We start from the raw sequence: 25,411 nt of genomic DNA, 5'->3' as shown, positions 1-25,411 counted from the left end.
ATGCGCCTGATCTGCACATATTGCCTCCTGTTAATGGGCAGCGGCCTCTTGGCCCAGCCCGCCCTGCAGCACTATGGGAACATGCAGCTGCACGGCGGGGCCCAACTGGGGCTGCACACCAACCTGGTGAACCAGGCGCCTTTTGACCAGAACCTGGGGCTGCTCGGCTTTTACGGGTCCACCCCCCTGCGGGTCAGCGGGGGGTTCGCGCCGGGGGCTTTTGACGTGGAGATTGCCAATGATGCCGGCGTGGACCTGGACCTGCCGATTTTTATCGCCAATAACCTGAACTTTATCTCGGGGGATTTCCGGACAGACCGGACGCTGGCAGACCAGTATATCGGGCTCCTGCAGGATGGCTTTACCGTAGGGGAATCCGATGCCTCCAAGGTGGACGGCTTTGTGCAGGGGGTCCAGCAACCCGCCTTTGTATTCCCCGTGGGCGATGCCTCCCAATTGCGGGCCCTCACCTACCAGGCATCCGGCACGGTACCTGTGGCCCGATGTGCCTATTTCCGGGAGGACCCTACCGTCACCACCCCTTACGGATTTTTTAACCCGGACCTCCGGCCGCGGACCATCGAGGCCGTTGGCCAGAATGAATACTGGCGTTTGGAGGGTGCGGTTTCCGGGACGGTTACCATCAGCTGGAATCCGCAAAGCAATATGGCCGGAATTGCCACAGACATAAGCCAGATTGTTATCCTGGGATGGAATAAATCCGGGGGTCGGTGGATTTCCCTCGGCACATCCAGTGTGGCGGGCGACCTGATGAACGGATTTGCGGTTTCCGAACCCTTTGTCCCGGATGATTTCCACGTGATTACCTTTGGCAGCCTCTCTGAAATCGAAGAGGTGGCTTCCCTGCCCAACTACTACGTCAGCCCGAACGATGACGGCATCAACGATTTCTTGCAAATCGACGAGCTGGCCGACTCCCCCAACAACCAACTTCGAATCTACGACCGCCGGGGCCTGCTGGTTTTTACCCAGGACAATTACACGGACCAGTTCAACGGCATTTCCAATGTGGACGGTCTGGTTTTTGACCGTGATGCCGGCCTGCCGGAAGGCGTGTACTTCTACGTGGTCCGCCTCCTGGACCTGGGAACCGAATATCAGGGTTTTTTGTACTTACGCCGATAGGTTTCGAATCAGCAGCATGTCGTTGTAACGCCTGATTTTTCAGGTGTTTGAAGCGATATGCCATCTTCACAACACTTAGCCGTTACTTCACAACAATTCTTTATGACCTGGGCCCGGTCGGATATAACTTTAGTTCACAAAACCCGAATTGGACCTCGTCATGAGCAAAAAATACCTACTTATCCTATTCTTGTTTTCGGCATTTGTCGGTTCCTCCCAATTAAAAGTGGGGAATCGGCCGGAGCAAATCCACCCGAATTCCGTCCTGGAACTCGAGGGATCGGATAAAGCACTTGTACTTACCAGGGTGACGGACCTGCAAATGCAATCGATGAAACCGCTGCACGGTGCAATTGTCTATAACACCGATCAGAAAGCGCTCTATTATTTTGATTCCACCAAATGGAAGCCTGCCGGATCCGGTGGGGACACTACTGATATCCGATTTGAAAATAATGACGACGGCACTTTCACAGTATACTTTGAGGACGGTCGTAGTTTTACCTCGAATGTCCAGGCCGGGCCCGTTGGACCACAGGGACCCGAGGGGCCCCAGGGCGACCAGGGAATCCCCGGTCCGAAAGGGGATCCCGGCGACCCGGCATCAGACGACCAGGCACTTAACCTCTCCGGCAACACACTAACCCTGGAGAACGGAGGCACCGTAGACCTTACTGCCTACCTCGACAACACGGATGACCAGCAAATCACCGATTTCAGCATTTCAGGCAACGTCCTGACCCTGACCCTGGAAGACGGCGGCAGCCAAACCGTGGACCTTTCCGCTTACCAGGACAATACCGACGACCAGGCCCTGAGCCTTTCCGGGAATACCCTGACTCTGGAGGACGGAGGTACCGTGGACCTTTCCACCTACCTCGATAACACGGACGATCAGCAAATCACCGATTTCAGCATTTCAGGCAACGTCCTGACCCTGACCTTGGAAGACGGGGGCAGCCAGACCGTAGACCTATCCGCCTACCAGGACAACACCGATGACCAGGCTCTGAGCCTTTCTGGGAATACGCTGACCCTGGAAGATGGCGGGACTGTAGACCTTTCCACCTACCTCGATAACACGGACGACCAACAAATCACAGACTTCAGTATTTCCGGAGACGTCCTGACTCTGACCCTCGAAGACGGGGGCACTCAGACCGTGGACCTTTCCGCTTACCAGGACAATACCGATGACCAGGCGCTTAGCCTTTCCGGGAATACGCTGACCCTGGAAGATGGCGGGACTGTAGACCTTTCCACCTACCTCGATAACACGGACGATCAGCAAATCACAGACTTCAGTATTTCCGGAGACGTCCTGACTCTGACCCTGGAAGATGGCGGCACCCAGACCGTGGACCTTTCCGCTTATCAGGACAATACCGACGATCAGGCCCTTACCCTGTCCGGCAATACGCTGACTTTAGAGGACGGAGGCACCGTAGATCTTACGCCTTACCTTGACAACACAGACAGTCAGAATATCTCGCTTTCAGGTAACACTTTGACGTTGGACAATGGAGGCACCGTTGATCTTACCGCCTACCTCGACAACACGGATGACCAGCAAATCACCGATTTCAGCATTTCAGGCAACGTCCTGACCCTGACCCTCGAAGATGGAGGCACCCAGACCGTAGACCTTTCGGCTTACCAGGACAACACCGATGACCAGGCGCTGAGCCTGTCTGGGAATACGTTAACCCTGGAGGACGGGGGCACTGTTGACCTTTCGACTTACTTGGATAACACCGATAGCCAGAACATTTCGCTTTCGGGCAACACATTGACCCTCGATAACGGAGGGACTGTAGACCTAACTGCCTACCTCGATAACACCGACGACCAGCAAATCATCGATTTCAGCCTGGCTGGAGATATCCTGACCCTGACCCTGGAAGACGGGGGCACTCAGACCGTAGACCTATCCGCTTACCAGGACAACACCGATGACCAGGCGTTGAGCCTGTCCGGCAACACATTGACCCTGGAAGATGGCGGGACTGTGGACCTAACTGCCTACTTGGACAACACCGACGATCAACAAATCACAGACTTCAGCATTTCAGGCAACGTCCTGACCCTGACCCTCGAAGACGGGGGCACCCAGACTGTGGACCTTTCCGCTTACCAGGACAACACCGATGACCAGGCCCTGAGCCTGTCTGGGAATACGTTAACCCTGGAGGACGGGGGCACTGTTGACCTTTCGACTTACTTGGATAACACCGATAGCCAGAACATTTCGCTTTCGGGCAACACATTGACCCTCGATAACGGAGGGACTGTAGACCTAACTGCCTACCTCGATAACACCGACGACCAGCAAATCATCGATTTCAGCCTGGCTGGAGATATCCTGACCCTGACCCTGGAAGACGGGGGCACTCAGACCGTAGACCTTTCCGCTTACCAGGACAACACGGATGACCAGGCGCTTAGCCTTTCCGGCAACACATTGACCCTGGAAGATGGCGGGACCGTGGACCTTTCGACTTACTTGGATAACACCGATAGCCAGAACATTTCGCTTTCCGGCAACACATTGACCCTCGATAACGGAGGCACCGTAGACCTAACTGCCTACCTCGATAACACGGACGATCAGCAAATCACCGATTTCAGCATTTCAGGCAACGTCCTGACCCTGACCCTCGAAGATGGAGGCACCCAGACCGTAGACCTTTCGGCTTACCAGGACAACACCGATGACCAGGCGCTCAGCCTTTCCGGGAATACGCTGACCCTGGAGGACGGAGGTACCGTGGACCTAACTGCCTACCTCGACAACACGGATGACCAGCAAATCACAGACTTCAGTATTTCCGGAGACGTCCTGACTCTGACCCTCGAAGACGGGGGCACCCAGACCGTGGACCTTTCCGCTTACCAGGACAATACCGATGACCAGGCGCTCAGCCTTTCCGGGAATACGCTGACTCTGGAAGATGGGGGCACTGTTGACCTTTCCACCTACCTCGATAACACGGACGATCAGCAAATCACCGATTTCAGCATTTCAGGCAACGTCCTGACCCTGACCCTCGAAGATGGAGGCACCCAGACCGTAGACCTTTCGGCTTACCAGGACAACACCGATGACCAGGCGCTCAGCCTTTCCGGGAATACGCTGACCCTGGAGGACGGAGGCACCGTTGATCTTGCGCCTTACCTTGACAACACAGACAGTCAGAATATCTCGCTTTCAGGTAACACTTTGACGTTGGACAATGGAGGCACCGTTGATCTTTCCGCCTACCTCGATAACACGGATGACCAACAAATCACCGACTTCAGTATTTCCGGCAACGTCCTGACCCTGACCCTGGAAGACGGGGGCACCCAGACCGTGGACCTATCCGCTTATCAGGACAACACGGATGACCAGGCGCTCAGCCTTTCCGGGAATACGCTGACTTTAGAGGACGGAGGTACCGTGGATCTTTCGACTTACCTGGACAATACCGATGATCAGAACGCCACAGAAGTACCCTACGACAATACGACGTCAGGACTTGGGTCTTCCAATGTTCAGGAGGCGCTGGACGAAATTGCAACAAACCTTCCCAGTATGCAGCCACGTGTCTGGATGGGGGCCATTCGCATTACTTCGAGCGGCACGATGGATGTAACGGGCATCCCTTTCCAACCCACAAGCATCAGCTTTTCGGCTCATGCCAATGTGGAGAACTTTAATCTGGATTCTGACAATGGTACGCGCAACAACGACTCGGGCATCAGTAACGCATTCGGAACCATGAACGGTTTTGTTCAGGATACCGGCAGTGGTTTGAACCAGCAGGTGATCTACGTTGGGGGAAGTGGTAACTCAATCAACGATATTTCCCGATTCGCCTCCAACTCGCACTGTATTGGCCTGCGTTACAGCAACCAGAATGGTGACAAGCTGGGGCTTACCAGGGCTCGTGTTACCCAAATGAATTCCGACGGCTTCCGTTTGATTACGGACAATTATGCAGAAGACGTTGTCATCCTTTATCAGGCATATCGTTAATTCCATGAAGGTTTTGCCGACATATTTTATTCTCCTGCTCGGGGCCTTCCTCATGCCATTGGCCGGGATAGCCCAATCGGGTATTGCCAATCACGGAGCCATGCAACTCCACGGGGATGGATCCGCGGGTTTCCATGCCGATTTCCAAAATGACGGGCCCTTTGAAAACCTGGAGGGGCTGGTGGGTTTCTACAATGAAACCGGCTCCCTGAAGGTGTCTGGCGGCCATACCCCGGTATTGTTCGATGTTGAGTTTTCCGCTGTTAAGGGGGTTTACCTGGAAACGCCCGTAGAAGTAGGCAACAATGCCAACCTGGTGCACGGGAACCTGAAAACTTCCCGCAGCACCCCGGAAAACTATCCCGTATTCGATTTTGATTCCTTCTACACGGGCGAAAGCAGCGTGTCCAAAGTGGACGGATATGCCGCCCTGCAGAACAAACAGGACTTCGTTTTCCCGATTGGCGACATAGACCGGTTGCGACCCCTGAAAATTCAATCCCAGGCTATTAACGCCCGTGCCACAAGCGCGTATTTTGCCGAGGACCCACAGGCCCCCGTTAGCCTGAATGGCCGTTTTGACGTGGGGTCTACCGTTGATCCCGGCCTGCGGGTGGGTCGCAGCGAGTTCTGGACGCTGGACGCCGATATCCCCTCCCGGGTAACCCTGACCTGGGACGTATACAGCAATGTGGCCGGGGTGGTAAAGTTTTTCGGGGACTTACGCGTGGTGGGTTGGAGCCGGGAAAAACAAGCCTGGGTAAACCTGGGCAATACCGCCGTGGAAGGCGGCCGCGACTACGGTTCGCTCACCTCCGATTATTTTGTGCCCAGTGAATACGAAATAATTACCATTGGCGGGACGGGCGAATCCGAAAACTACCGGACCGTGGAATTGGACAATTACTACCTCTCCCCCAACGGCGACGGGGTCAATGAAACCCTGGAAATCGAGGCCGCCCGGGAAATGCCCGGGAACAATTTGCAGATTTACAATCGCTACGGTCAGCTGGTTTACCAAAAGGATAATTACACAGGTGGTTTTGACGGGCAGTCGAATACCGATCTGGTCGTTCAACGCCAATCCGGGCTGGAACCGGGTATCTACTTCTATATCATTACGTTTCCCGAACTCCGGGAGCGGCACCAGGGGTATTTCTACCTCAACGATTGATGGGGCTTGGGACCTGCTGGTGAATTGCAGGAGTACGGTGTATCTTGAAACCGGGCGGGCGGGGCCACCCCCGGAAAATCCCAAAATTAAGTACCTTAGTACCCGGGCTTAATCCCCCACAATATGAAAAGACGCACCTTTATCCGAAACAGCGGCATGGCGGGCCTGGCACTGGGCCTGCCCATATGCGGCTTTCCGGCCCATACCGCAAGTGGCCAGGACTATTACACGCCGGAAGAACTCATGGGCAAGACGGACCTGGAACTTTTCGGGGAAGGGATCAATCTCCGCAAGGAAGCCCATGAAGCCTTTGTGCGGATGAAGCGGGCTGCCTACCAGGACGGGATCGATATTTCCGTGGTGAGCAGCTACCGGAATTTTGAACGGCAGCGCGCCATTTTTGAACGCAAATACATCGCGTTTACAGACGAAGGGCTGGAACCCCTGGAAGCGATCGACAAGATCATCGAATACTCTACCATCCCGGGGACCAGCCGCCACCACTGGGGTACGGACGTAGACCTGATCGACGCTTCGAAGCCGGCGGACGGGGACGTCCTGGTTGCCGACAAGTTTGAATCCGGTGGGCCGTTTGAAGATTTTAAAACCTGGATGGATGCCAACAGCGAATCCTACGGCTTCTACCTCGTATACACAGACAACCCCCGGAGGCGCGGCTTTAAATACGAGCCCTGGCATTACTCCTATGCCCCGATTTCCCGGGACATGCTCGCGGAGTACCGGCGGCTGAACCTCATCCGCCTGATGGAAGAAGAGGATTTCCTGGGAAGCGAGCACTTCACAACGGGTTTTTTGCGCACGTATTTTACCGACAACATCCTGGATATCAACCCGGACTTGCTTTAGGGAATTTTGTATTTTACCGGTAACAACCCATCCGATACTCCATGAGGCGAGGCAATTGGAAAATCCGCATATTCATCGGCCTGGCCATTGTGGCCTTTGCCTTTATCCAGCGTTGTGGCGACCAGGAAGAAAATCCGTATACCGGCCGGACCCAGACCATCAATATGTCGGCACAGCAGGAAATTGCCATCGGCCTGCAATCGGCCCCGGAAATAGCACAGCAACACGGCGGCCTCTACCGGGACAACCGGCTGCAGAGCTCTGTGGACGCCGTCGGCAACCGGCTGGTGGAAAGCAGTATCGCAGAGGAAACCCCGTATCAATACGAGTTTCACTTACTTGCGGATGAGCAGACGGTCAATGCCTTCGCCCTGCCGGGCGGGCAGATTTTTATCACCTATGCGCTTTTCTCCCGTCTGAACGAAGCCCAGCTGGCCGGGGTCCTCGGCCACGAAATCGGGCATGTCATCGGCCGGCATTCCGCCGAGCGCATTGCCGAGACGAATTTTTGGAAAACGCTGTCGATGGGAGCCTCCGTGGGTGCGGACATGGGGAACGTTGTAGCCGGGATCGGGCAAACAACACTGCTTACCAACGGTCGGGACGACGAACTCGAGAGCGACGAACTCGGCGTGTTGATCATGCTACAGGCGGGATACGACCCGGAAGAATTGATCCGCGTGATGGAAATCCTCAAGGACGCCTCCGGCGGGAACCGCGTCCCGGAATTCCAGAGTACCCACCCGGATCCGGACAACCGGATCGAACGGATTCGCAAGGCCATCGAGAAATATCGCAGTTAATCGAATTAAACGGGCATTAATCGGGTGGCCGGGCTTTTTTGCTATCTTTACGTACTCCCGAATCTTTGTGATCCATTTTACCTTTTGCGCTTGAAGCGAGACATGGCAAAGGCTGAATGCGTTCATTGCCCCGATTTAACCCTTATAGCTTTGATTTATTTAATAAACGAGACTATATGGGAACACTATTGCATTTTAAGGAATTGTACATGCACGCCTTCGACGGTTGCAAACCGTCTTTCGTAGTCGTGCTGCTGAAGGGTTATTCTGTTTTTTGCGCCCTGATGCTGACCATGGCATTGTATGCCTTTATCTACCGGGCGTTAACCGGCTTCGATTTCTGACCGGCCGCCCGCGGACTCTTTTACCAGAACACGAAAAGCCACAGGCTTTGAAAATGAAAACCCCGGCCATGAGCGCCGGGGTTTTTTGATTGATGAGTAAACTCCTTCTGTCTCACGCTTTTTTCGCCTGCCGCAGGACCTGCATGGCCTCGGTGGCGTTGGATAATTCGGCATATTTCATCGCTGAGTGCCCCTTGTCGCATCGGATCGTCGGGTCGGCCCCGTTTGCCAGGAGCATTTTCAGGATTTCCGGTTGGTTGTAGCGGGCCGCAAAAATTACCGGGGTCTTCCCGAGGGATTTGCGGTTTACATCTTCGCCCAGTTGGATCATTTTTTCCACTGTGGCGGCATCCCCATTCATGATGGCTTTGCAAAACGGGGTGAGCCCGGAAACGGCCAGTTCGGTTTCCGGTACGGGATCTGTCGGAGCCAGGGAATTGCTCATGGCTGAGAGTTGGGCGGCAGTAAATAAGGCAAGCACTGCAGCCATTGCTGAAGATGTCTTCATAACGCGTCGATTTTTGATTGATGATGAATAATAAATACGTACTATATAAATATAGACGAATCCTATGCGTAAGTGTTTCAGGATTAACAGTTAAATAACGAAACTTTAACATCCCGACAGGGTCCCCGGCGGCGGCCGCAGCCCGGTGCCGGGATTGTTTTTGCAGCCCGGTCCGAACAGGCGAAAGAAATGCCCCAAATAGTGGCAAAGCTTCCGATTTCCCCCTATTTTTAAGGCCGCATTGTAAAACCGCAGCTGATGAATTCCAAAGCCATACTGATGATCCTGGACGGATGGGGAATCTCCCCGGACCCAAAAGTCTCCGCCATTGAGCAGGCCGACACCCCGTTTGTAGATTCCCTCTATGAGAAATATCCCCACGCCACGCTGCTTACCGATGGCATGCATGTGGGGCTGCCCGACGGGCAGATGGGGAATTCCGAAGTGGGCCATATGAACCTCGGGGCGGGCCGTATTGTCTACCAGGATCTGGCCAAGATCAACCTGGCGGTTTCCAACAACAGCCTCAAGGATGCCCCGGCATTGAAGGAAGCTTTCCGGTATGCCGTTGAAAACGACAAACCCGTACATTTTCTGGGACTCCTTTCCGACGGAGGCGTACACAGCCATATCGACCACCTGAAAGGCCTGATCCGCGCGGCCGACGAAGCAGGGGTTCCCGCTTCCTATGTCCATGCGTTTACCGACGGACGCGACGTGGATCCAAAAAGCGGGGTGGGCTTTGTACGAGACCTGATGGAATTTGCCCGGCCTACGCGCACCAGGCTTGCCTCCGTGGTAGGGCGGTATTTCGCCATGGACCGGGACAAGCGATGGGAACGCGTCAAAAAGGCGTATGACCTGTTGGTCAACGGCACGGGGACGGCCACGGACAATCCGGTTGCCGCCCTGGAGGCCAGCTATGCCGCGGGAACCACGGACGAGTTTGTGGAGCCCATTGCGGTTGCCGGGCCAGACGGCAAACCCCTGGCGCAGATCCGGGACGGGGACGTGGTGGTCTTTTTCAATTTCCGTACAGACCGTGGCCGGGAGCTGACCCTGGCATTGAGCCAGGAGGCTTTCCACGAACAAAACATGCACCCGCTCAAGTTGCACTACGTGACGATGACCAATTACGACGATACATTTAAAGACGTCCATGTGGTCTACGACAAGGAAAACATCAAGGATACGCTCGGGGAAGTTCTCGCCCGGGCCGGAAAGAAACAGATTCGGATTGCGGAGACCGAAAAATACCCGCACGTCACCTTCTTTTTCAACGGGGGCCGGGAAGCGCCTTTTGAAGGGGAATCCCGGATCCTCTGTCCCTCGCCCAAGGTAGCCACTTACGACCTGCAGCCAGAAATGAGCGCCTACGACATTCGAGACGCCATCCTCCCGGAACTGGCCAAAGGCGAAGCGGATTTTGTCTGCCTGAACTTCGCCAACCCGGACATGGTGGGGCATACCGGCGACCTGCAGGCTGCTATCAAAGCCTGTGTGACGGTGGATGCCTGTGCCCGGGACGTAATCACCGCCGGCCTGGAGAACGGGTATACCACCCTGGTGATTGCCGATCACGGCAACTGCGACACCATGGTAAACCCGGACGGCAGCCCCAACACCGCCCACACCACAAACCCGGTGCCGCTGATCCTGGTGGATCCCGACCGAAAATCCATAAAATCGGGGGTCCTCGGCGACATGGCCCCGACCATCCTGGAGATCATCGGCGTTGCGCAACCCGAACTGATGACCCAGAAATCCCTATTGGTTTCATGAAGCATCTGACCCTCCCCCGAATGGTTACACGGAACTCCCTTGCACGGGCTCTGACGTCCCTGCTCACTCCCACGTACCTGCTGCTGGCGGCGTGTACGGTCCTGCTGGCCGGTTGCAAGGCCCAGCCCGCCCACACTGCGGTCCGGATGCCGGACCAGGGGACTGAAATCCTGGTGGGTACCGCGGCCATTGATTCCCTACACGCGCAGCCCTTTGCCGGGTGGTATGAGCCCAATCTGGCCGCCTACGAGCCGGACCCTGAAAAAATTGCCGAACTGGAAGACCTGTTGGAAGGGATCGACATTACGCTGTTTATGGGTACCTGGTGCGAAGACAGCCAGCGGGAAGTCCCCCGGTTTGTAAAGATCCTCGAAAAAGCCGGCTACCCGGCCGACGAGGTGGAACTGATTACCATGACCCGGGAGAAGGATACCCCCCAGGGCTACGAAGAGGGGTTTGGAATCATCAACGTTCCCACGTTTATCTTTTACCGGGACGGGGAGGAACTGGGGCGGATTGTTGAATATCCCATCGAAGGCCTGGAAACCGATATGGTGAAAATCCTCAGCGGGGCGCCCTACCGCCACGCCTACGACTGGGATTAACCGGCAGGACTTCCTATCTTTGCACCCTATGTCTGCGATTCAAATCAAATCGGCCGAGGAAATTGAACTCATGCGCGAGAGCGCACTGGTCGTTTCCAAAACACTCGGGATGCTGGCCGCCGAGATCAAACCCGGGGTTACCGGGCTCCAGCTCGATAAACTGGCGGAAACCTTTATCCGCGACCAGGGAGCCGAACCGGGGTTCCTCGGCATGTACGATTTCCCGAACACCCTGAACATCAGCCCGAATGCCCAGGTAGTCCACGGCATTCCCAACGATACGCCTTTTGAGGAAGGGGATATCATATCGGTGGATTGCGGGGCATTGAAAAACGGATTTTACGGGGACCATGCCTATACGTTCCCCATTGGGGAGGTGGCCCCGGAAACCCTGAAATTGTTGGAGGTCACCAAGGAATCGCTCTATGTGGGCATCCGGGAATTCCGGGCCGGCAACCGCGTAGGCGATGTGGCCTGGGCCATCCAGGACCACTGTGAAAAACACGGATACGGCGTGGTGCGCGAGCTGGTAGGGCACGGGCTGGGACGCAAACTGCACGAAGCCCCGGAGATGCCCAATTACGGCAAACGCGGCCGCGGAAAAAAGTTTGTAGACGGAATGGTGGTGGCCATCGAGCCGATGATCAACAGGGGTACCCGCCGGATTCGGCAACTCCGGGACGGGTGGACCATCCTCACGGCCGACGGCCAGCCAAGCGCCCACTTTGAGCACGATGTGGCGCTGATTGACGGGAAGCCGGAACTGCTCTCCACGTTTGCCTATATCTACGAGGCCCTGGGGATTGAATCGGACGAGGAAACGGCCTTTCGGGCCGCCCCGTTAACTACCTGAGGGTTGTGAAGCGGCTCTTTAAATGGGCCCTGGGCATTTTTCCCAGGCCGGTGCTGATCCGACTGAGCTTTGCAATCCGCCCCGTATTGTCGCTGCTCCTGAGGGGCAACCGCTACACCGACCCGATCGACGGAAAAAGTTACCGGACCTTTTTACCTTACGGCTATGAAAAACCGCGGGAAAATGTCCTTTCCCCATCCACGTTATCCCTGGAACGCCACCGGCTCCTGTGGCTCTACCTGAAGCAGGAGACGGATTTTTTTACGGCGCCGCTGCGGTTGCTTCACTTTGCCCCCGAACAGGCGTTTCACCGGCGCTTCCGCCGGATGCCCAACCTGGAGTACACCACCACGGACCTGAATTCCCCCCTGGCGGACGTCAAGGCCGATATCTGCCAGCTGCCCTTTAAAGACAATTCCTTTGACGTTATCCTCTGCAACCATGTCCTGGAACACATCCCGGACCACCGCCAGGCACTTTCCGAATTGTATCGGGTGATGAAACCCGGGGGGTGGGGGGTCTTCCAGGTCCCCCAGGATTTGGATCGGGAAACGACTTTTGAGGACGCGGGCATTACCGACCCGCAGGAGCGGCGTCGGATCTTTGGCCAGTACGACCACGTCCGGGTATACGGCCGCGATTATTTCGATATCTTAAGGCAGGCCGGTTTTATGGCCGAAGGCGTAGACTATACGCGGGGGTTTACACCCGAACAACTCGAGCGGTACCGGCTGGCTCCCGGGGAACTGATCCCCCTGGTGCGCAAACCCGTCGGGGAAGCAGGCGCTTTGGGAAAGGCGTAAACTGCGGGCGTATTTAACCGGATAGAAAGGGGTCAGCGTGCGATTCGGGAGCGGAATCCTTCCGTGACAAACTCCCGGGTATTCCCCTCCGCGTCCAGGTAGATGATATAGGCCTCCAGGTCCCCGGAATTATCGAGGAGTTCCCGGCTGGCTTCCAGGTCCATGGCCATAAATGCCGTGGCATAGCCGTCTGCCACCATACAGGTGGGCGCTATCACCGAAACGGCAAGGATATTTGAATCGCGGGTAAACCCGGTAAGCGGGTCGATGGTATGCACGTAGCGCCTGCCCGTTTGCGGATCTTCCCGGAATTTCCGGTAATTGCCGGAGGAGGCCATTGAAGCGTCCTCGAGTTCTACCACTTGTTTGATCCGGCGCCCCCCGGAAGCTTCCGGATCGTCGATACCCACGCGCCAGGGCTGGCCCTTTTCCGGCTGCCTGCCCCGGGTGCGCACCTCGCCCCCCACTTCCACCAGAAAATGTTCGGAGCCGGCCTGCTCCAAAAGCAGGGCCAGGCGGTCGATGGCATACCCCTTGGCGATGGCGTTGAAATCCAGGCGGATGCCGGGGGTCTCCTTGCGAATGCGGTTCCCCGGGGTCAGTGTGATTTTGTGCAGGCCCACGTATTGCCTCAGGCTATCCACGGTGGTACTGTCCATTTCCATTGCCTCTCCCGGGCCAAAACCCCAGGCGTCCACCAGGATGCCCACCGTGGGGTCGAAGCGGCCCCCTGTAGCCTGGTGGATTTCCCGGGAGGCTGCGAGGACTTCCCGGAACATTTCGTCTACCACCACGGTCGTATCCCCCTCGTTGATGCGGGAAATGTCCGAACCGGGCAGGTAGGTGGACATGGACTGGTTCAGGACGGCGAACACCGAATCGATCTGTGGCCCGAGGTCTTCCCGGTCTGCTCCGAATACGGTGATTGCATAGGTAGTCCCCAGGGCCTGTCCCTGGTAATCCTGTCGTTTTAACTCCGGGGCGGAACATCCTGACGCGGCTGACAAAACCAAACAAACCGCTGCGGAACACAGCGATGCGGCTAAGTGGCGGAAACCGGCCTCCCTCCGGGGATCCCTAAATTTCGATAAGGCCTTCATAGTCCACGATGTATTTTTCATTCAAAAATACCGGGGCATTCCGGTCTGCGGCATTCGATAGCCCCACCCCGGCATAGTAGGTTCGCGCCTCGAATTTCTCGGCATGGGTCTTAACCCGGGCCATCAGGCCCACATCGTATTCCCGCGGGTTGTCCGGATAGGCCACGGGCCGCACCACGATAAAGTGCAGTACTTTTTCCTTCAGGCAGACAAATTGCGGGTTTTTGCCGGGCTTGCTGTTGACCCCCATAAACTCATAGCCGTCGGCTTCCAGTTCCCGCCCCACGATGTTCATCGCCAGGTTGTGCAATTCCTGCTCGGTGAGTGCTTGCATTTTTTATCGTATAAAAAAACCGATATGCAGCATATCGGTTTTAATATGAATTCGTACGGGATTATCCCCCGAAATCGTCAAAGCGGATATGCTCGTCCGGGATTCCGAAATCTTCTCCCATCTTCTGCACCGCCTTGTTCATCAGGGGCGGGCCGCAGAAATACAATTCGATGTCTTCGGGTGCCTCGTGGTGGTCCAGGTAGTGCTCGATCACACAGTTGTGGATAAAGCCCACAAACCCGTCACCCGGGGCATCGATATTTTCCTTCACCTTCCAGTTGTCCTCTTCCAAAGGCTCGGAAAGGGCCATGTAGAATTTGAAATTCGGGAATTCCTCCTCGAGTCTCTTAAAGTGGTCGATATAGAAAAGCTCCCGCTTGGAGCGGCCACCGTACCAGTAGGTCACCTTCCGGTTGGTCTTCAGGGTCTTGAAGAGGTGGTAGAGGTGCGAACGCATCGGCGCCATCCCGGCACCCCCGCCCACATAGAGCATTTCGGATTCCGATTCGTTGATGAAGAATTCCCCGTAAGGGCCTGAAATCGTCACCTTATCCCCGGGCTTGCGGGCAAAGATATAAGACGAAGCGATTCCCGGGTTCACGTCCATCCAGCCGTTCTTGGAACGGTCCCAGGGCGGGGTGGCGATCCGCACGTTCAGCATGATCTCGCGACCCTCTGCCGGGTAAGAGGCCATGGAATAGGCGCGCTCCACCGTCTCCGGGTTTTTCATTACCAGCGGCCAGAGGCCGAATTTATCCCATTCCGTCTGGAACTTGTCCGGCGTCTCGTGTTCCTCCGGGTGGGCCGTGATGTCGATATCCTTATAAGGCACCTCGCAGGGTGGGATCTCGATCTGGATATATCCCCCCGCCTTGTAATTCATGTCCTCGGGGATTTCCACTACGAATTCCTTGATAAACGAAGCCACATTGTAGTTCCGCACCACGGTGGCCTCCCATTTTTTGATCCCGAAAACCTCTTCGGGGATGGTGATTTCCATGTCCTGCTTCACCTTCACCTGGCAAGCCAGGCGGGCCCCCTCATTGAGTTCCCGCTTGGAAAAGTGGGGCGTTTCGGTAGGCAGCGCTTCCCCTCCGCCGGAGAGGACATGACACTCGCACTGGATGCAGGTACCTCCGCCACCGCAGGCGGAAGGCAGGAAGATCTTCTTGTTTCCCAGGGTCGACAGCAGGGAACTTCCCGACGCCACCTCAATCTCCTTCTCCCCATTGATCTTGATAGTCACGGGCCCGGAAGGGGACAGCTTCTCCTTGGTAAAAAGCAAGAGGGATACCAACAGCAGCACCAGGATCAGAAAGGCGATGATGGTAATGGTGATGGTCCCGAGGGTACTTGTAGCTAGAATCATTTACTCGTTATTTACAACGTCGTTATACGAAAGGACTTGTTCTTCTTCGCGGCTGGGTTGTTCCAGATTGTCGGCAGCTGCTTCGGTGCCGGGCGTTTCTGTGTTTTCAGGTTCCCTGATGGTTTCCACGGCCATCTCTTCGGCGGCATCTGCGGTTTCGTCCCCCCCGGTGAGCATCCCCCCGAAACTCTGGAATCCGATGCCCATCAGGCCGGTGATGATAAAGGTGATCCCGAGCCCGCGCAGGGGCGGCGGCACATTGGAATAACGGATCTTTTCCCGGATGGCGGCGATGGCCAGGATGGCCAGAAACCAGCCAATCCCGGAACTCACCCCGTAATTGAAGGCCAGCCCCAGGGTGGCGATCTCCCGGGCCTGCATAAAGAGCGAACCGCCCAGGATGGCGCAGTTCACCGCAATCAGCGGCAGGAAAATCCCGAGGGAGTTATACAGGGATGGCGAAAATTTCTCCACCACAATCTCCACGAGTTGTACCATGGTGGCAATCGTGGCGATAAAGAGGATAAAGGAGAGGAAGCTCAGATCGTAGTCCGCGTATTCCGGCCCCAGCCAGGTAAGCGCCCCGGGTTGCAGGAGGTACTGGTCTAACAGCCAGTTCAGCGGGACGGTTACGGCCAGTACAAAGATGACCGCCGCCCCCAGTCCCACAGCCGTGGAGACCTTCTTGGAAACCGCCAGGTAGGAACACATCCCCAGGAATACGGCAAACACCATATTGTCGATGAAGATGGACTTGAAAAATAATTCTACGTGCTCTAACATAATCCGTTCAATTCAGTATTTCCCGATCAGTTCTCTTCGATGAGCGACCGGTTCCGGGAGCGCTGCACCCAGATAATGATGCCCACCACAATCAGGGCGGCAGGCGGTATAATCATAAACCCGTTGTTTTCGTATCCGATGGAATACACCCCGGTCTTTGCAATCGGGTCGCCCAGCACCTTGAAGCCGAACAGCGTCCCGGACCCGAGCAATTCCCGGAAAAACCCGACGATGACCAGGATCACCCCGTAGCCCAGGGCGTTCCCGATGCCGTCCAAAAAGGACTTCCAGGGTCCGTTCCCCAGGGCAAAGGCCTCAAAGCGGCCCATGATGATACAGTTTGTGATGATCAGGCCCACAAAGACGGCCAGGGTCTTGCTCAGTTCGTAGGCAAATGCCTTGAGGACCTGGTCTACGATGATCACCAGGGTGGCCACCACAATCAGCTGGACGATAATCCGGATCTTGGAGGGAATGATATTCCGCATCAGGGAGATCACCACGTTCCCGACCCCGAGGACGAAGATCACCGACAAGGCCATCACGACGGAGGGCTTCAGCTCGGCGGTAATCGCCAGGGCGGAGCAGATCCCGAGTACCTGGATGGTGATCGGGTTGTTGTCCGCGAGCGGGTCGAGGATCAGGTTTGTGTCTTTTTTGCTCAGTAATGCCATATTATTGCGTGCTTATGGATTGGAGATAGTCTTTGTAGAGGTTCACCGTTTCCGATATCATGGCAGAAACCCCGTTGCCGGTAATAGTGGCCCCGGCAAGCGCATCTACCTGGTTGTCATCCTTGTCCTGGTTCAGCGGGTCGTTGTTGCCCTTGGCTACTTCGATCCCCGCATAACGGGTGCCGTCCAGGATGGATTCCCCGGCGAAGTCGTCCATAAAGTAGCGCGCCTTGATATTGGCGCCCAGGCCGGGTGTTTCCCCTTTGTGGTCAAAGTACACCCCCTGGACCACCAGGTTGTTATCCAGGGCGATGTGCCCCCAGATAGCATCCCAGAGCCCCTTCCCGTACATGGGGATGATGTAGAAGGTCTTCCCGTCCTTCTCCCCGATCATCACCGGCAAACTCGGGGTATCCCCGGATTTGGCAATGGCCAGTTGTTTTTTCATGTCTATCAGGTAGGCTTCATCGTCTTCGGCAATGGAGTCGCCCTTGATGACGAGCTGCCGGGTAATGTACTGCGAGAAGACCTCCTCCACCTCTTCGGTGGAAATGAAATTCACGGAACCTTCGTCCTCATTTTCATTGACCCCCATGGCGTAGAGGATGTTCTGCTGCTTCTCAAAACGCTCGTTCTCCTGGATGCGCGGCTTCAGGGCAGATGCCAAAAAGGCCAGGATGGAACCCACCACTACCACCATGCCGGTGGCAAAGAGGACGGTGTAAACGTTTTTGTCGGTATTGATTGCCATATCTTATGCGGTTTCTGCTTGCAGTTCTTCGGCCTTTCCATCCGTGGTACGGGGGAAAATACGGGCCGTCTTGAGTCGTTTCATGCGCTTTTTCACATTGGCGCGGATTACATAGTGGTCGATGGTGGGCGCAAATACGTTCATCAAAAGGATCGCGAGGAAAACCCCTTCCGGATAGGCCGGGTTGAATACCCGGATCATTACGGAGAGGAATCCGATCAGGAACCCGTAGACCCATTTGCCGCGATTCGTTTGCGACCCGGTTACCGGATCGGTGGCCATATACACAATCCCGAAGGCCAGCCCCCCGACAATCAGGTGTTGCCAGAATTCAAAGCTCATCAGGCTGTAAAAGCGGCTGCTCTCGGTTACCCAACCGGCATCGGCCACCCCGTTGAAGATCAGGCCCATCACCAGGGCCCCGATCACGGCGCTCAGCATGATGCGCCAGCTGGCGATCTTGGAAAATACCAGGAACAGGCCGCCCAGCAGGATCAGGAAAGCCGATGTCTCACCCACCGACCCCGGGATAAATCCAAAGAACATATCGGCCGTACTGTAGCCGTGTTCGGCGTTTTGCGCCAGGGACCCCAGGATGGTTTCCCCGGAAATCGCGTCGGCCGTACCGGCGCGTTCCACGGCTTCGTGAACCCATACCTTGTCCCCGCTCATCCAGGTTGGATAGGCAAAGAACAAAAAGGCCCGGATGGTCAGGGCGGGGTTCAGGATATTCATCCCGGTCCCCCCGAAAACCTCCTTGCCGATCACCACCCCGAATACCACGGCTACCGCCAGCATCCACAAGGGGGTATCCACGGGAACGATCAGCGGTACGAGCATCCCGGTTACCAGGTAGCCCTCCTCCACTTCGTGGCCTTTGATTACGGCAAAGATGAACTCCACCAGCAGGCCGACCCCGTAGGATACGATTACCAGCGGGATCACCTGGGTAAAGCCCAGCCAGAAATTCTCCCATGTCAGGAAGTTCCCGAACAGGTCCAGTTCCCTGGGGGCCCCGTTGGCAGCCTCGATGGCCGCGTAATGCTGGTATCCGGTATTGAAGAAGGAGAACAACAGCACGGGGATCAGCGCCATGATCACCGTATTCATCGTCCGCTTCAGGTCGTCTGCGCCCCGTACGTGGGCCCCGTTGTGCGTGGTCTCGTCCGGGGTGTACAAAAAGGTGTGGAAGGCATTGAATGCCGGCGCCACCTTCTTGCCCCGCAAGCGGTGCTTGATGATGTGGAGGCGTTTCTTCAGTGTCAGTCTCTTGTCGCTCATATCGCTATCCTATTTCTTTATGCAGCAGGTCGAGTCCCTGCCGGATGATCTGCTGGTGCGGTTGCTTGGAGATGCAGATAAACTCGGTCAGCGAAAAGTCCTCCGGGGACACTTCGTAGAGGCCGAGCTGTTCCATCTCGTCGATATCCTGGACCATACAGGCTTTGAGCAGTTGCATGGGGTAGATATCCATGGGGAAGACCTTCTCGTACTGGCCGGTAACCACAAAGGCCCGGTGTTCCCCGTTTGTATTGGTATCCAGGTCGTATTTTTTCCTGGGGTTCAGCCAGGAAAACGTCAGTGCCCGGGTGGTGGAGATCTTGTCGAAAACCGGCTTGTTCCACCCAAATAATTCGTAGTCGTCCCCCTCGGGGATCACCGTTACGGTGTTGTTGTAAAAACCGAGATGGCCATCCGGGCGGGACTTGCTGCCGGTAAGCACATCCCCGTTGATCACCCGGATATTCTTCTGGGTGACGCCGCTGGCGTACAGGAAGGTGGAGATTTCCGCCCCGATCCGCGTGGTGTAATACTGGGGTTTTTTGACCCCGGAACCGGCCAGGGCCACCACGCGTTGCGGGTTGTATTTCCCGGTAAGCAGCGCTTCCCCGATAATGACCAGGTCCTGGGGGGAAAGCGTCCAGACGCGTTCGCCCTTGTTGATCGGGTCGATCCGGTTAATCTGCGTGCCCACCAGGCCGGCCGGGTGCGGCCCGCTTACCCGGTGGATTTCGATATCCTTCAGCCCGTTGAAAATATTGTCCTCTCCCTTGCCGACACCCACGCGCACCTTACCGGGGGTGAGTTTGGAAAGGGCCGTCAGGGCTGCCTGCAGTTCGGCTTCCCTGCCCTTGAGGGAATAGTTGATGTCCGCTGCCAGGGGAGCGGTGATATAGGCCGAAATAAAGATGGCCTTCGGGACCACCTCCGGGTCCGCAATCCGATCGTAGGGACGCTGCCGGATAAAGGGCCAGCAACCTGTTTGCAACAGGAAATTCCGGATGGCCTCCGCATCTGCCTTTTCAGGATTCAGCGGGGTGTGCTCGAGGGTTTTCTGCTCCTTGTCCGCGAGGATCCGAAGGGTCAGGATTCGGCGGCGCGCGCCGCGTTCAATTTCGACGAGTTCCCCGCTGACCGGAGAACAGAAAAGCATTTCCTCGATATCCTTGTTGTAGAAAAGCGCCTCCCCGGCTTTGACCTCAGCACCCGTTTTCACGAGCATCTTAGGGGTCAGGCCATGGAAATCATTGAGGTTAATGGCGTAAACGTTACTGGAAACAGCTTTGGAAGTCGAAGGTTCTGCAGCGCCGACGAGGTTGATGTTCAACCCCTTTTTTATTCGGATGTCAGTTGACATATGATCGTGGACCTTTGGTTATAAAAATGTGCGCCCAAAAATACTACTTAAAAGAAAGTTATCATAATTATTACCCCTTTTTTTGGGCATTCCGCCCGGGGCGAATCGGCGGGCATGGTTTTTGTTTACCTTTGCCCCAAAATTACGCCCCGCATGCCGTTGAAACTTAAACAAATCCCGCTGTTTTTATGGGGTTTCGGATTGCTCGCCCAGGTCCAGACCGAAGTGGCCCCGCCCGAACATATCCGGTCGGTGATTTTCAAGGGGCCCACCGACGACCAGTTCCCGATTGTCCGGCTGGGGGAACCCATCCTCCTGGAGTTCGACGACCTCTCGGCCAGCGAGCAGGACTTCTACTACCGCATCATCCACTGCGACTACGACTGGCAGCCTTCACAGCTGCTTAAATCCCAGTACCTGGACGGGATCGACAACCAGCGGATCATCAATTACGGCAACAGTTACAACACGCTCCAGCCCTACTCCAACTACCGGCTGCAACTGCCCAATGAGCAGGTGCGGCTCCGGGTCAGCGGCAATTTTGTCCTGGAGATCTACAATTCGGCCGGCGACCTGCAGTTCTCCCGGCGGTTTGTGGTCTATCAGGACCAGGTGAGCGTCCCGGCCGTGGTGCGCCGCTCCCGGGATTTTAAATTCCTGACGGAAAAACAGTCCGTGCAGTTCAGCGTCATCCCCTCGGGAGTCCAGCTGATCAACCCCAAAAAGGAAGTCCGCGTGGCCATCCTCCAGAATTTCCACTGGCCCACGGCGCGATACGACATCCCGCCCCAGTTCACCATCGGGAATGAACTCGTTTACAAGTACGACCAGGAAACCGCATTTTTTGGTGGGAACGAGTACCTGAATTTCGACACGAGCGACCTGCGGACCCCCACGGCGGCCATCTCCCGGATCGGCTTTGAGGACCTCTACCAGCACTACCTCTTCCGGGACGACTACCGGTACGACGAGCCCTACACGTACTTCCCGGACATCAACGGGGATTTCCGGGTCCGCACGCTACAGGGACAGGACGACTCCCGGGAAGGCGAATACACCCGGGTGCATTTCCGGCTGCCCTACGAGGAGGTACTCGCAATGGACAAGGTCTACGTCTTCGGGAAATTCAACAACTACGAGATCGGGGAAGAAAACCGGATGACATTTAACCGGGAAACGGGCGACATGGAACTTTCCCTGCTGCTCAAACAGGGGTTCTACAACTACAAATACGTTTTGGAGCGGGAGGACGGGACTGTGGAACTCAACGCCGTAGGGGGGAATTTCCACTTTACGGAGAACACCTACACAATACTGGTTTATTATCGGAATTTTGGGGATATTTATGACAGCGTAATCGGGGTGGGTACCGCGAATTCGCGGACCATCAGCAACTAACCAATAGCTTTGACCAGCCAGGAAGACCGTATGGAAACAAAGCCGGCCAGATACGGGGGGAGATACAAACTGAAATACCGGGGCACGGAGTGCCTGAACTGCGGGTTCCAGCTGGATATCAGCGACCGCTTCTGCCCGAATTGCTCTCAGGCGAACAGCACCAAGAAACTGACCCTGAAGGATTATATCGAAGAGTTCTTTGCCAGTTTTATCGACTACGATTCCCGCCTGCTCAAGACCGTCAAAGCGCTGCTGCTGCGCCCGGGGGTAATCACTTTGGACTATGTGGCCGGCAAGCGCCAGCGCTACACAAACCCCTTCCGCTTCCTCCTGAGCCTGGCATTTATCTATTTCCTGCTGATGAGCCTGAGCGGCGATTTTACGGCCCTGGACCGATTTAACCTGGACCAGCGTACCCGCGACGCCGAGGTGCCGGATATGTCCTTCAACTTTGAACTGGACAGCCCGGAAGAAGAGCAGGCCCTGTCCGTGCTGGATTCACTGGGGATGCGATCCGGGGATTCCCTGAATTTCGGGGCCGGGATCAACGCGGCCAAACGGCGGAAGGATTCGCTGATCCAGGCAGACCCAAAAGCCTATTTCGCCGGGGTGGACGGTAGTTTTTTCGGGCGTGTGGGCACCAAGAGCGATGCGTTTTTAAACCTGATCCGCAAGGATACTATTTACACCTTCGACGAGGCCCTGGAGCGGTACGAGGTGGAGGACACCCGGGAGAACCGGATCAGTTTCAGCACGGCCCGCTCCCTGAAACGCGCTTTGGAGCGCCCCGGGAGCTTTTTGAGCGACCTGTTGGCGCGGCTGCCGTTCGCCACTTTTTTCTTCCTTCCGGTCTTCTCCTTGTTCATTACCCTGGCGTACATCAGAAAAAAATACACCTACACCGATAATCTGGTTTTTAGTTTCCACATTCAGTCCCTGTTCTTTATCTTGCTCATCATTGGTTATTTGATTGACAGCCTGATAGGGCTCGATATCTACTGGTTGTGCTTTATCGCATTCGCCGTGTATCTTTTTGCAGCGATGCGCAAATTTTACAGGCAGGGGGTATTTAAAACTATCATAAAGTACCTGTTTCTCAATACCATTTTTGTTATTTTAGCTACCATGACCGCGATAGCTCTGCTAATTGGAAGTGCGGTCACCTATTAGAGATCATGTTTACGCAAGTCACCAAAGGGATAAAGATTTCAGTCGATACGAGTTTTGAAGGCACGTTCTTCAAGAACTACAAGATGCATTTTGCCTTCGGCTACACGATCACCATTGAAAACCAGAGTAAGGATTCCGTTCAGCTCACCTCCCGTCACTGGAAGGTTTTTGACGCCCTGAGCGATATGGAGGTTCTGGATGGCGAAGGCGTGATCGGCAAAAAACCGGTCATCCGCCCGGGCGAATCCCACACCTACAGTTCCGGCTGCCTGCTGGCTTCCCCAATCGGCGCCATGAAGGGCCATTACAACATGGTGAATTTTGCGTCTACCGAGAAATTCCGGGTCTACGTACCCACCTTCAAACTGAGCGCCCCCTTCGCACTCAATTAAACCGGGATCCGGCCGTCCCGCTTGTTTTTTTAAGGCTAAGCCATTTTGTACCTTTGACGGAAATCTATAAACCGCAAAAAAATACACTATGGCGAACGGATTTTTCAGAGTCCCCCCGGCGTATAACGAACCGGTAAAAAGCTACGCCCCCGGCTCCCCGGAACGGGAGGCAGTCCTTAAGCAATACGATGCGTACTACAACAGCAACAGAGATATCCCGCTGACTATCGGCGGGGAGAAAGTGCGCACCGGCAACACCCGGCCGATTGCCCCGCCCCACGACCATCAACACCAGGTAGGCCAGTACCACCTGGCTTCCGAAAAAGAGGTGCGCCAGGCCATCGACACGGCCCTGGCCGCTCGCGCCTCCTGGGCGGCCCTCCCCTGGGAACAGCGGGCCTCGGTCTTTTTAAAAGCTGCCGAACTCATCGCCGGGCCCTACCGGGACCGGATCAATGCGGCAACCATGATGGCCCAGTCCAAAACCGTCCACCAGGCCGAGATTGACTCCGCCTGTGAGCTGATCGACTTTTTGCGTTTCAATGCGGAATTCATGAGCCAGATCTACCAGGAGCAACCGGAATCCTCCGAAGGGATCTGGAACCGGGTGGAATACCGCCCGCTCGAAGGCTTTGTCTATGCAGTCACCCCGTTCAATTTCACGGCCATCGCCGGGAACCTGCCGGCCAGCGCGGCCATGATGGGGAACGTGGTGATCTGGAAACCCAGCGACCACCAGGTGTTCTCCGCCCAGGTCATCGTGGATATCTTTGAGGAAGCCGGCCTGCCGGCCGGGGTGATCAACTGCATCTACGGCGACCCGGCCATGATCACGGACATCCTGCTCGCCCACCCGGAATTCTCCGGCATCCACTACACCGGGTCTACCGAAGTGTTCAAGGGCATCTGGAAAAAGATCGGGGATAACATCAACACCTATAAAACCTATCCGCGCATCGTGGGTGAAACCGGGGGCAAGGATTTTATCATCGCCCACCCCACGGCCAACCCGCGCCAGGTGGCCACAGCCATCACACGCGGGGCGTTTGAGCTGCAGGGTCAAAAATGCAGCGCCGCTTCCCGGGTATACCTGCCCAAATCCATCGCAGACGACGTGCTGGAAGGGGTGAAAAAGGACCTTAAATCGATAAATAAACCCGGCTCGCCTGCCGACCTGAGCAACTTTGTGACGGCGGTAATTCACGAAGGGGCCTTTGACAAACTCGCCGGTTACATCGATCGGGCCAAATCCGACGAAGACGCGGAAATTATTGCCGGTGGCGGGTACGACAAATCGGTCGGGTATTTTGTGGAACCCACGGTGATCCTCACCACGGACCCGCATTACGTGACCATGGAAACCGAACTCTTTGGCCCGGTGGTTACCGTTTACGTCTACGAGGACGCAGATTGGGACACCACCCTGGAACTGGTAGACCAAACCTCGGAATACGCCCTGACCGGGGCCGTGATTTCCGGCGACCGCTATGCGATACAGCAGGCCACGCGGGTACTGGAGAATTGTGCGGGGAATTTCTACATCAACGACAAGCCCACAGGGGCCGTGGTGGGGCAACAGCCGTTTGGCGGTGCCCGGGCCTCCGGAACCAACGACAAGGCAGGTTCCGCCCAAAACCTGATGCGCTGGGTATCTCCCCGGCTGATCAAGGAGACCTTTGTGAGCCCGGAAGATTACCGCTACCCTTTCCTGGGGTAGTTCCCGGACAAGTATACGGTTGAATCCAGCCGCACATACTGACGCATAACAATGCAAAGCCCCGGTGTTCCGGGGCTTTTTTTGGTATTTGGTTGCGCAACCCGCAGGGTATGAGGTACTAGGACCTATTACCTGGACGTATTACCTGCAGGGTATGAGGTACTCGGACGCGCTACCCGCTG

General features: G+C 55.9%; 23 protein-coding genes. 14 read left to right on the top strand and 9 right to left on the bottom strand.

Annotation, left to right across the window (positions count from 1 at the left end; translation table 11 throughout):
* The 6 genes from AC3DKS_RS07290 (at window position 1) to AC3DKS_RS07265 (ending at window position 8,352) form a co-directional block, all read left to right on the top strand.
* A complete protein-coding gene (locus AC3DKS_RS07290; RefSeq protein WP_041327317.1) occupies window positions 1-1,146 on the top strand; it encodes a T9SS type B sorting domain-containing protein in 1,146 nt (381 codons plus the stop codon).
* 160 nt (window positions 1,147-1,306) lie between these two features.
* Window positions 1,307-5,164 (top strand): beta strand repeat-containing protein, encoded by a 3,858-nt coding sequence (locus AC3DKS_RS07285; RefSeq protein ID WP_474731572.1) that lies wholly within the window; start codon window positions 1,307-1,309, stop codon window positions 5,162-5,164.
* Between the two features lie 4 nt (window positions 5,165-5,168).
* Window positions 5,169-6,338, top strand: coding sequence for a T9SS type B sorting domain-containing protein (locus AC3DKS_RS07280; RefSeq protein WP_015755704.1), 1,170 nt, complete (start codon window positions 5,169-5,171; stop codon window positions 6,336-6,338).
* A gap of 123 nt (window positions 6,339-6,461) precedes the next feature.
* Window positions 6,462-7,205 carry a M15 family metallopeptidase gene (locus AC3DKS_RS07275; protein ID WP_272607488.1) on the top strand — a complete coding sequence of 248 codons (744 nt, stop codon included), beginning with the start codon at window positions 6,462-6,464 and terminating at the stop codon, window positions 7,203-7,205.
* 41 nt (window positions 7,206-7,246) lie between these two features.
* Window positions 7,247-8,008: a M48 family metalloprotease gene (locus tag AC3DKS_RS07270; RefSeq protein ID WP_272607489.1), complete on the top strand. Its 762-nt coding sequence runs from the start codon at window positions 7,247-7,249 to the stop codon at window positions 8,006-8,008.
* A 176-nt stretch (window positions 8,009-8,184) separates the two neighbouring features.
* Complete coding sequence (locus tag AC3DKS_RS07265) at window positions 8,185-8,352, top strand: DUF6747 family protein (RefSeq protein ID WP_187289176.1); 168 nt, start codon at window positions 8,185-8,187, stop codon at window positions 8,350-8,352.
* A gap of 112 nt (window positions 8,353-8,464) precedes the next feature.
* Here AC3DKS_RS07265 and AC3DKS_RS07260 read toward each other — a convergent pair whose 3' ends face one another.
* Window positions 8,465-8,860 (bottom strand): ankyrin repeat domain-containing protein, encoded by a 396-nt coding sequence (locus AC3DKS_RS07260; protein ID WP_272607491.1) that lies wholly within the window; start codon window positions 8,858-8,860, stop codon window positions 8,465-8,467.
* Window positions 8,861-9,118: 258 nt separating this feature from the next.
* Here AC3DKS_RS07260 and gpmI point away from each other — a divergent pair, with 258 nt between their 5' ends.
* From gpmI to AC3DKS_RS07240, 4 genes are read left to right on the top strand one after another with little or no spacing between them, the layout of a single operon-like run.
* Window positions 9,119-10,642, top strand: a complete 1,524-nt coding sequence (gene gpmI / locus AC3DKS_RS07255) for a 2,3-bisphosphoglycerate-independent phosphoglycerate mutase (RefSeq protein WP_272607492.1) — start codon at window positions 9,119-9,121, stop codon at window positions 10,640-10,642.
* Window positions 10,639-11,247, top strand: a complete 609-nt coding sequence (locus AC3DKS_RS07250; RefSeq protein ID WP_272607493.1) for a thioredoxin family protein — start codon at window positions 10,639-10,641, stop codon at window positions 11,245-11,247. The genes gpmI and AC3DKS_RS07250 overlap by 4 nt, the downstream gene beginning before the upstream one ends.
* Window positions 11,248-11,275: 28 nt before the next feature.
* On the top strand, window positions 11,276-12,100 hold the full coding sequence (gene map, locus AC3DKS_RS07245) for a type I methionyl aminopeptidase (protein WP_272607495.1): 825 nt from the start codon (window positions 11,276-11,278) through the stop codon (window positions 12,098-12,100).
* Window positions 12,101-12,105: 5 nt separating this feature from the next.
* On the top strand, window positions 12,106-12,903 hold the full coding sequence (locus tag AC3DKS_RS07240) for a class I SAM-dependent methyltransferase (RefSeq protein WP_272607496.1): 798 nt from the start codon (window positions 12,106-12,108) through the stop codon (window positions 12,901-12,903).
* 32 nt (window positions 12,904-12,935) lie between these two features.
* Here the strand turns inward: AC3DKS_RS07240 and AC3DKS_RS07235 are convergent, their stop codons facing one another.
* The 8 genes from AC3DKS_RS07235 to AC3DKS_RS07200 form a co-directional block, all read right to left on the bottom strand.
* On the bottom strand, window positions 12,936-13,910 hold the full coding sequence (locus tag AC3DKS_RS07235; RefSeq protein ID WP_272607497.1) for an FAD:protein FMN transferase: 975 nt from the start codon (window positions 13,908-13,910) through the stop codon (window positions 12,936-12,938).
* 70 nt (window positions 13,911-13,980) lie between these two features.
* Entirely contained in the window at window positions 13,981-14,337 is a 357-nt protein-coding gene (locus AC3DKS_RS07230; protein WP_272607498.1) for a Na(+)-translocating NADH-quinone reductase subunit F, read from the bottom strand.
* A gap of 61 nt (window positions 14,338-14,398) precedes the next feature.
* Window positions 14,399-15,706 (bottom strand): NADH:ubiquinone reductase (Na(+)-transporting) subunit F, encoded by a 1,308-nt coding sequence (gene nqrF / locus AC3DKS_RS07225; protein ID WP_015755715.1) that lies wholly within the window; start codon window positions 15,704-15,706, stop codon window positions 14,399-14,401.
* Window positions 15,707-16,489, bottom strand: a complete 783-nt coding sequence (gene nqrE, locus AC3DKS_RS07220; RefSeq protein ID WP_015755716.1) for an NADH:ubiquinone reductase (Na(+)-transporting) subunit E — start codon at window positions 16,487-16,489, stop codon at window positions 15,707-15,709. It lies immediately after the preceding gene.
* Between the two features lie 26 nt (window positions 16,490-16,515).
* Window positions 16,516-17,163 (bottom strand): NADH:ubiquinone reductase (Na(+)-transporting) subunit D, encoded by a 648-nt coding sequence (locus AC3DKS_RS07215; protein WP_015755717.1) that lies wholly within the window; start codon window positions 17,161-17,163, stop codon window positions 16,516-16,518.
* A 1-nt stretch (window position 17,164) separates the two neighbouring features.
* Window positions 17,165-17,914 (bottom strand): Na(+)-translocating NADH-quinone reductase subunit C, encoded by a 750-nt coding sequence (locus tag AC3DKS_RS07210; protein WP_015755718.1) that lies wholly within the window; start codon window positions 17,912-17,914, stop codon window positions 17,165-17,167.
* 3 nt (window positions 17,915-17,917) lie between these two features.
* Entirely contained in the window at window positions 17,918-19,195 is a 1,278-nt protein-coding gene (locus tag AC3DKS_RS07205) for an NADH:ubiquinone reductase (Na(+)-transporting) subunit B (protein ID WP_272607499.1), read from the bottom strand.
* A 4-nt stretch (window positions 19,196-19,199) separates the two neighbouring features.
* On the bottom strand, window positions 19,200-20,552 hold the full coding sequence (locus tag AC3DKS_RS07200; RefSeq protein WP_272607500.1) for a Na(+)-translocating NADH-quinone reductase subunit A: 1,353 nt from the start codon (window positions 20,550-20,552) through the stop codon (window positions 19,200-19,202).
* Between the two features lie 153 nt (window positions 20,553-20,705).
* Between AC3DKS_RS07200 and AC3DKS_RS07195 the strand changes: the two genes are divergently transcribed.
* From AC3DKS_RS07195 to pruA, 4 genes are all read left to right on the top strand, one after another.
* Window positions 20,706-21,950: a type IX secretion system plug protein gene (locus AC3DKS_RS07195; protein WP_049764905.1), complete on the top strand. Its 1,245-nt coding sequence runs from the start codon at window positions 20,706-20,708 to the stop codon at window positions 21,948-21,950.
* 30 nt (window positions 21,951-21,980) lie between these two features.
* Window positions 21,981-23,120 (top strand): DUF3667 domain-containing protein, encoded by a 1,140-nt coding sequence (locus tag AC3DKS_RS07190; RefSeq protein WP_041327929.1) that lies wholly within the window; start codon window positions 21,981-21,983, stop codon window positions 23,118-23,120.
* A 5-nt stretch (window positions 23,121-23,125) separates the two neighbouring features.
* On the top strand, window positions 23,126-23,512 hold the full coding sequence (apaG, locus tag AC3DKS_RS07185; protein ID WP_015755723.1) for a Co2+/Mg2+ efflux protein ApaG: 387 nt from the start codon (window positions 23,126-23,128) through the stop codon (window positions 23,510-23,512).
* Between the two features lie 88 nt (window positions 23,513-23,600).
* On the top strand, window positions 23,601-25,229 hold the full coding sequence (pruA, locus tag AC3DKS_RS07180; RefSeq protein ID WP_015755724.1) for an L-glutamate gamma-semialdehyde dehydrogenase: 1,629 nt from the start codon (window positions 23,601-23,603) through the stop codon (window positions 25,227-25,229).
* The last annotated feature ends 182 nt before the right edge of the window (window positions 25,230-25,411 follow it).

The organism is Robiginitalea sp. (genome assembly GCF_982776155.1).
This window is presented reverse-complemented; position numbering and strand designations above follow the sequence as displayed.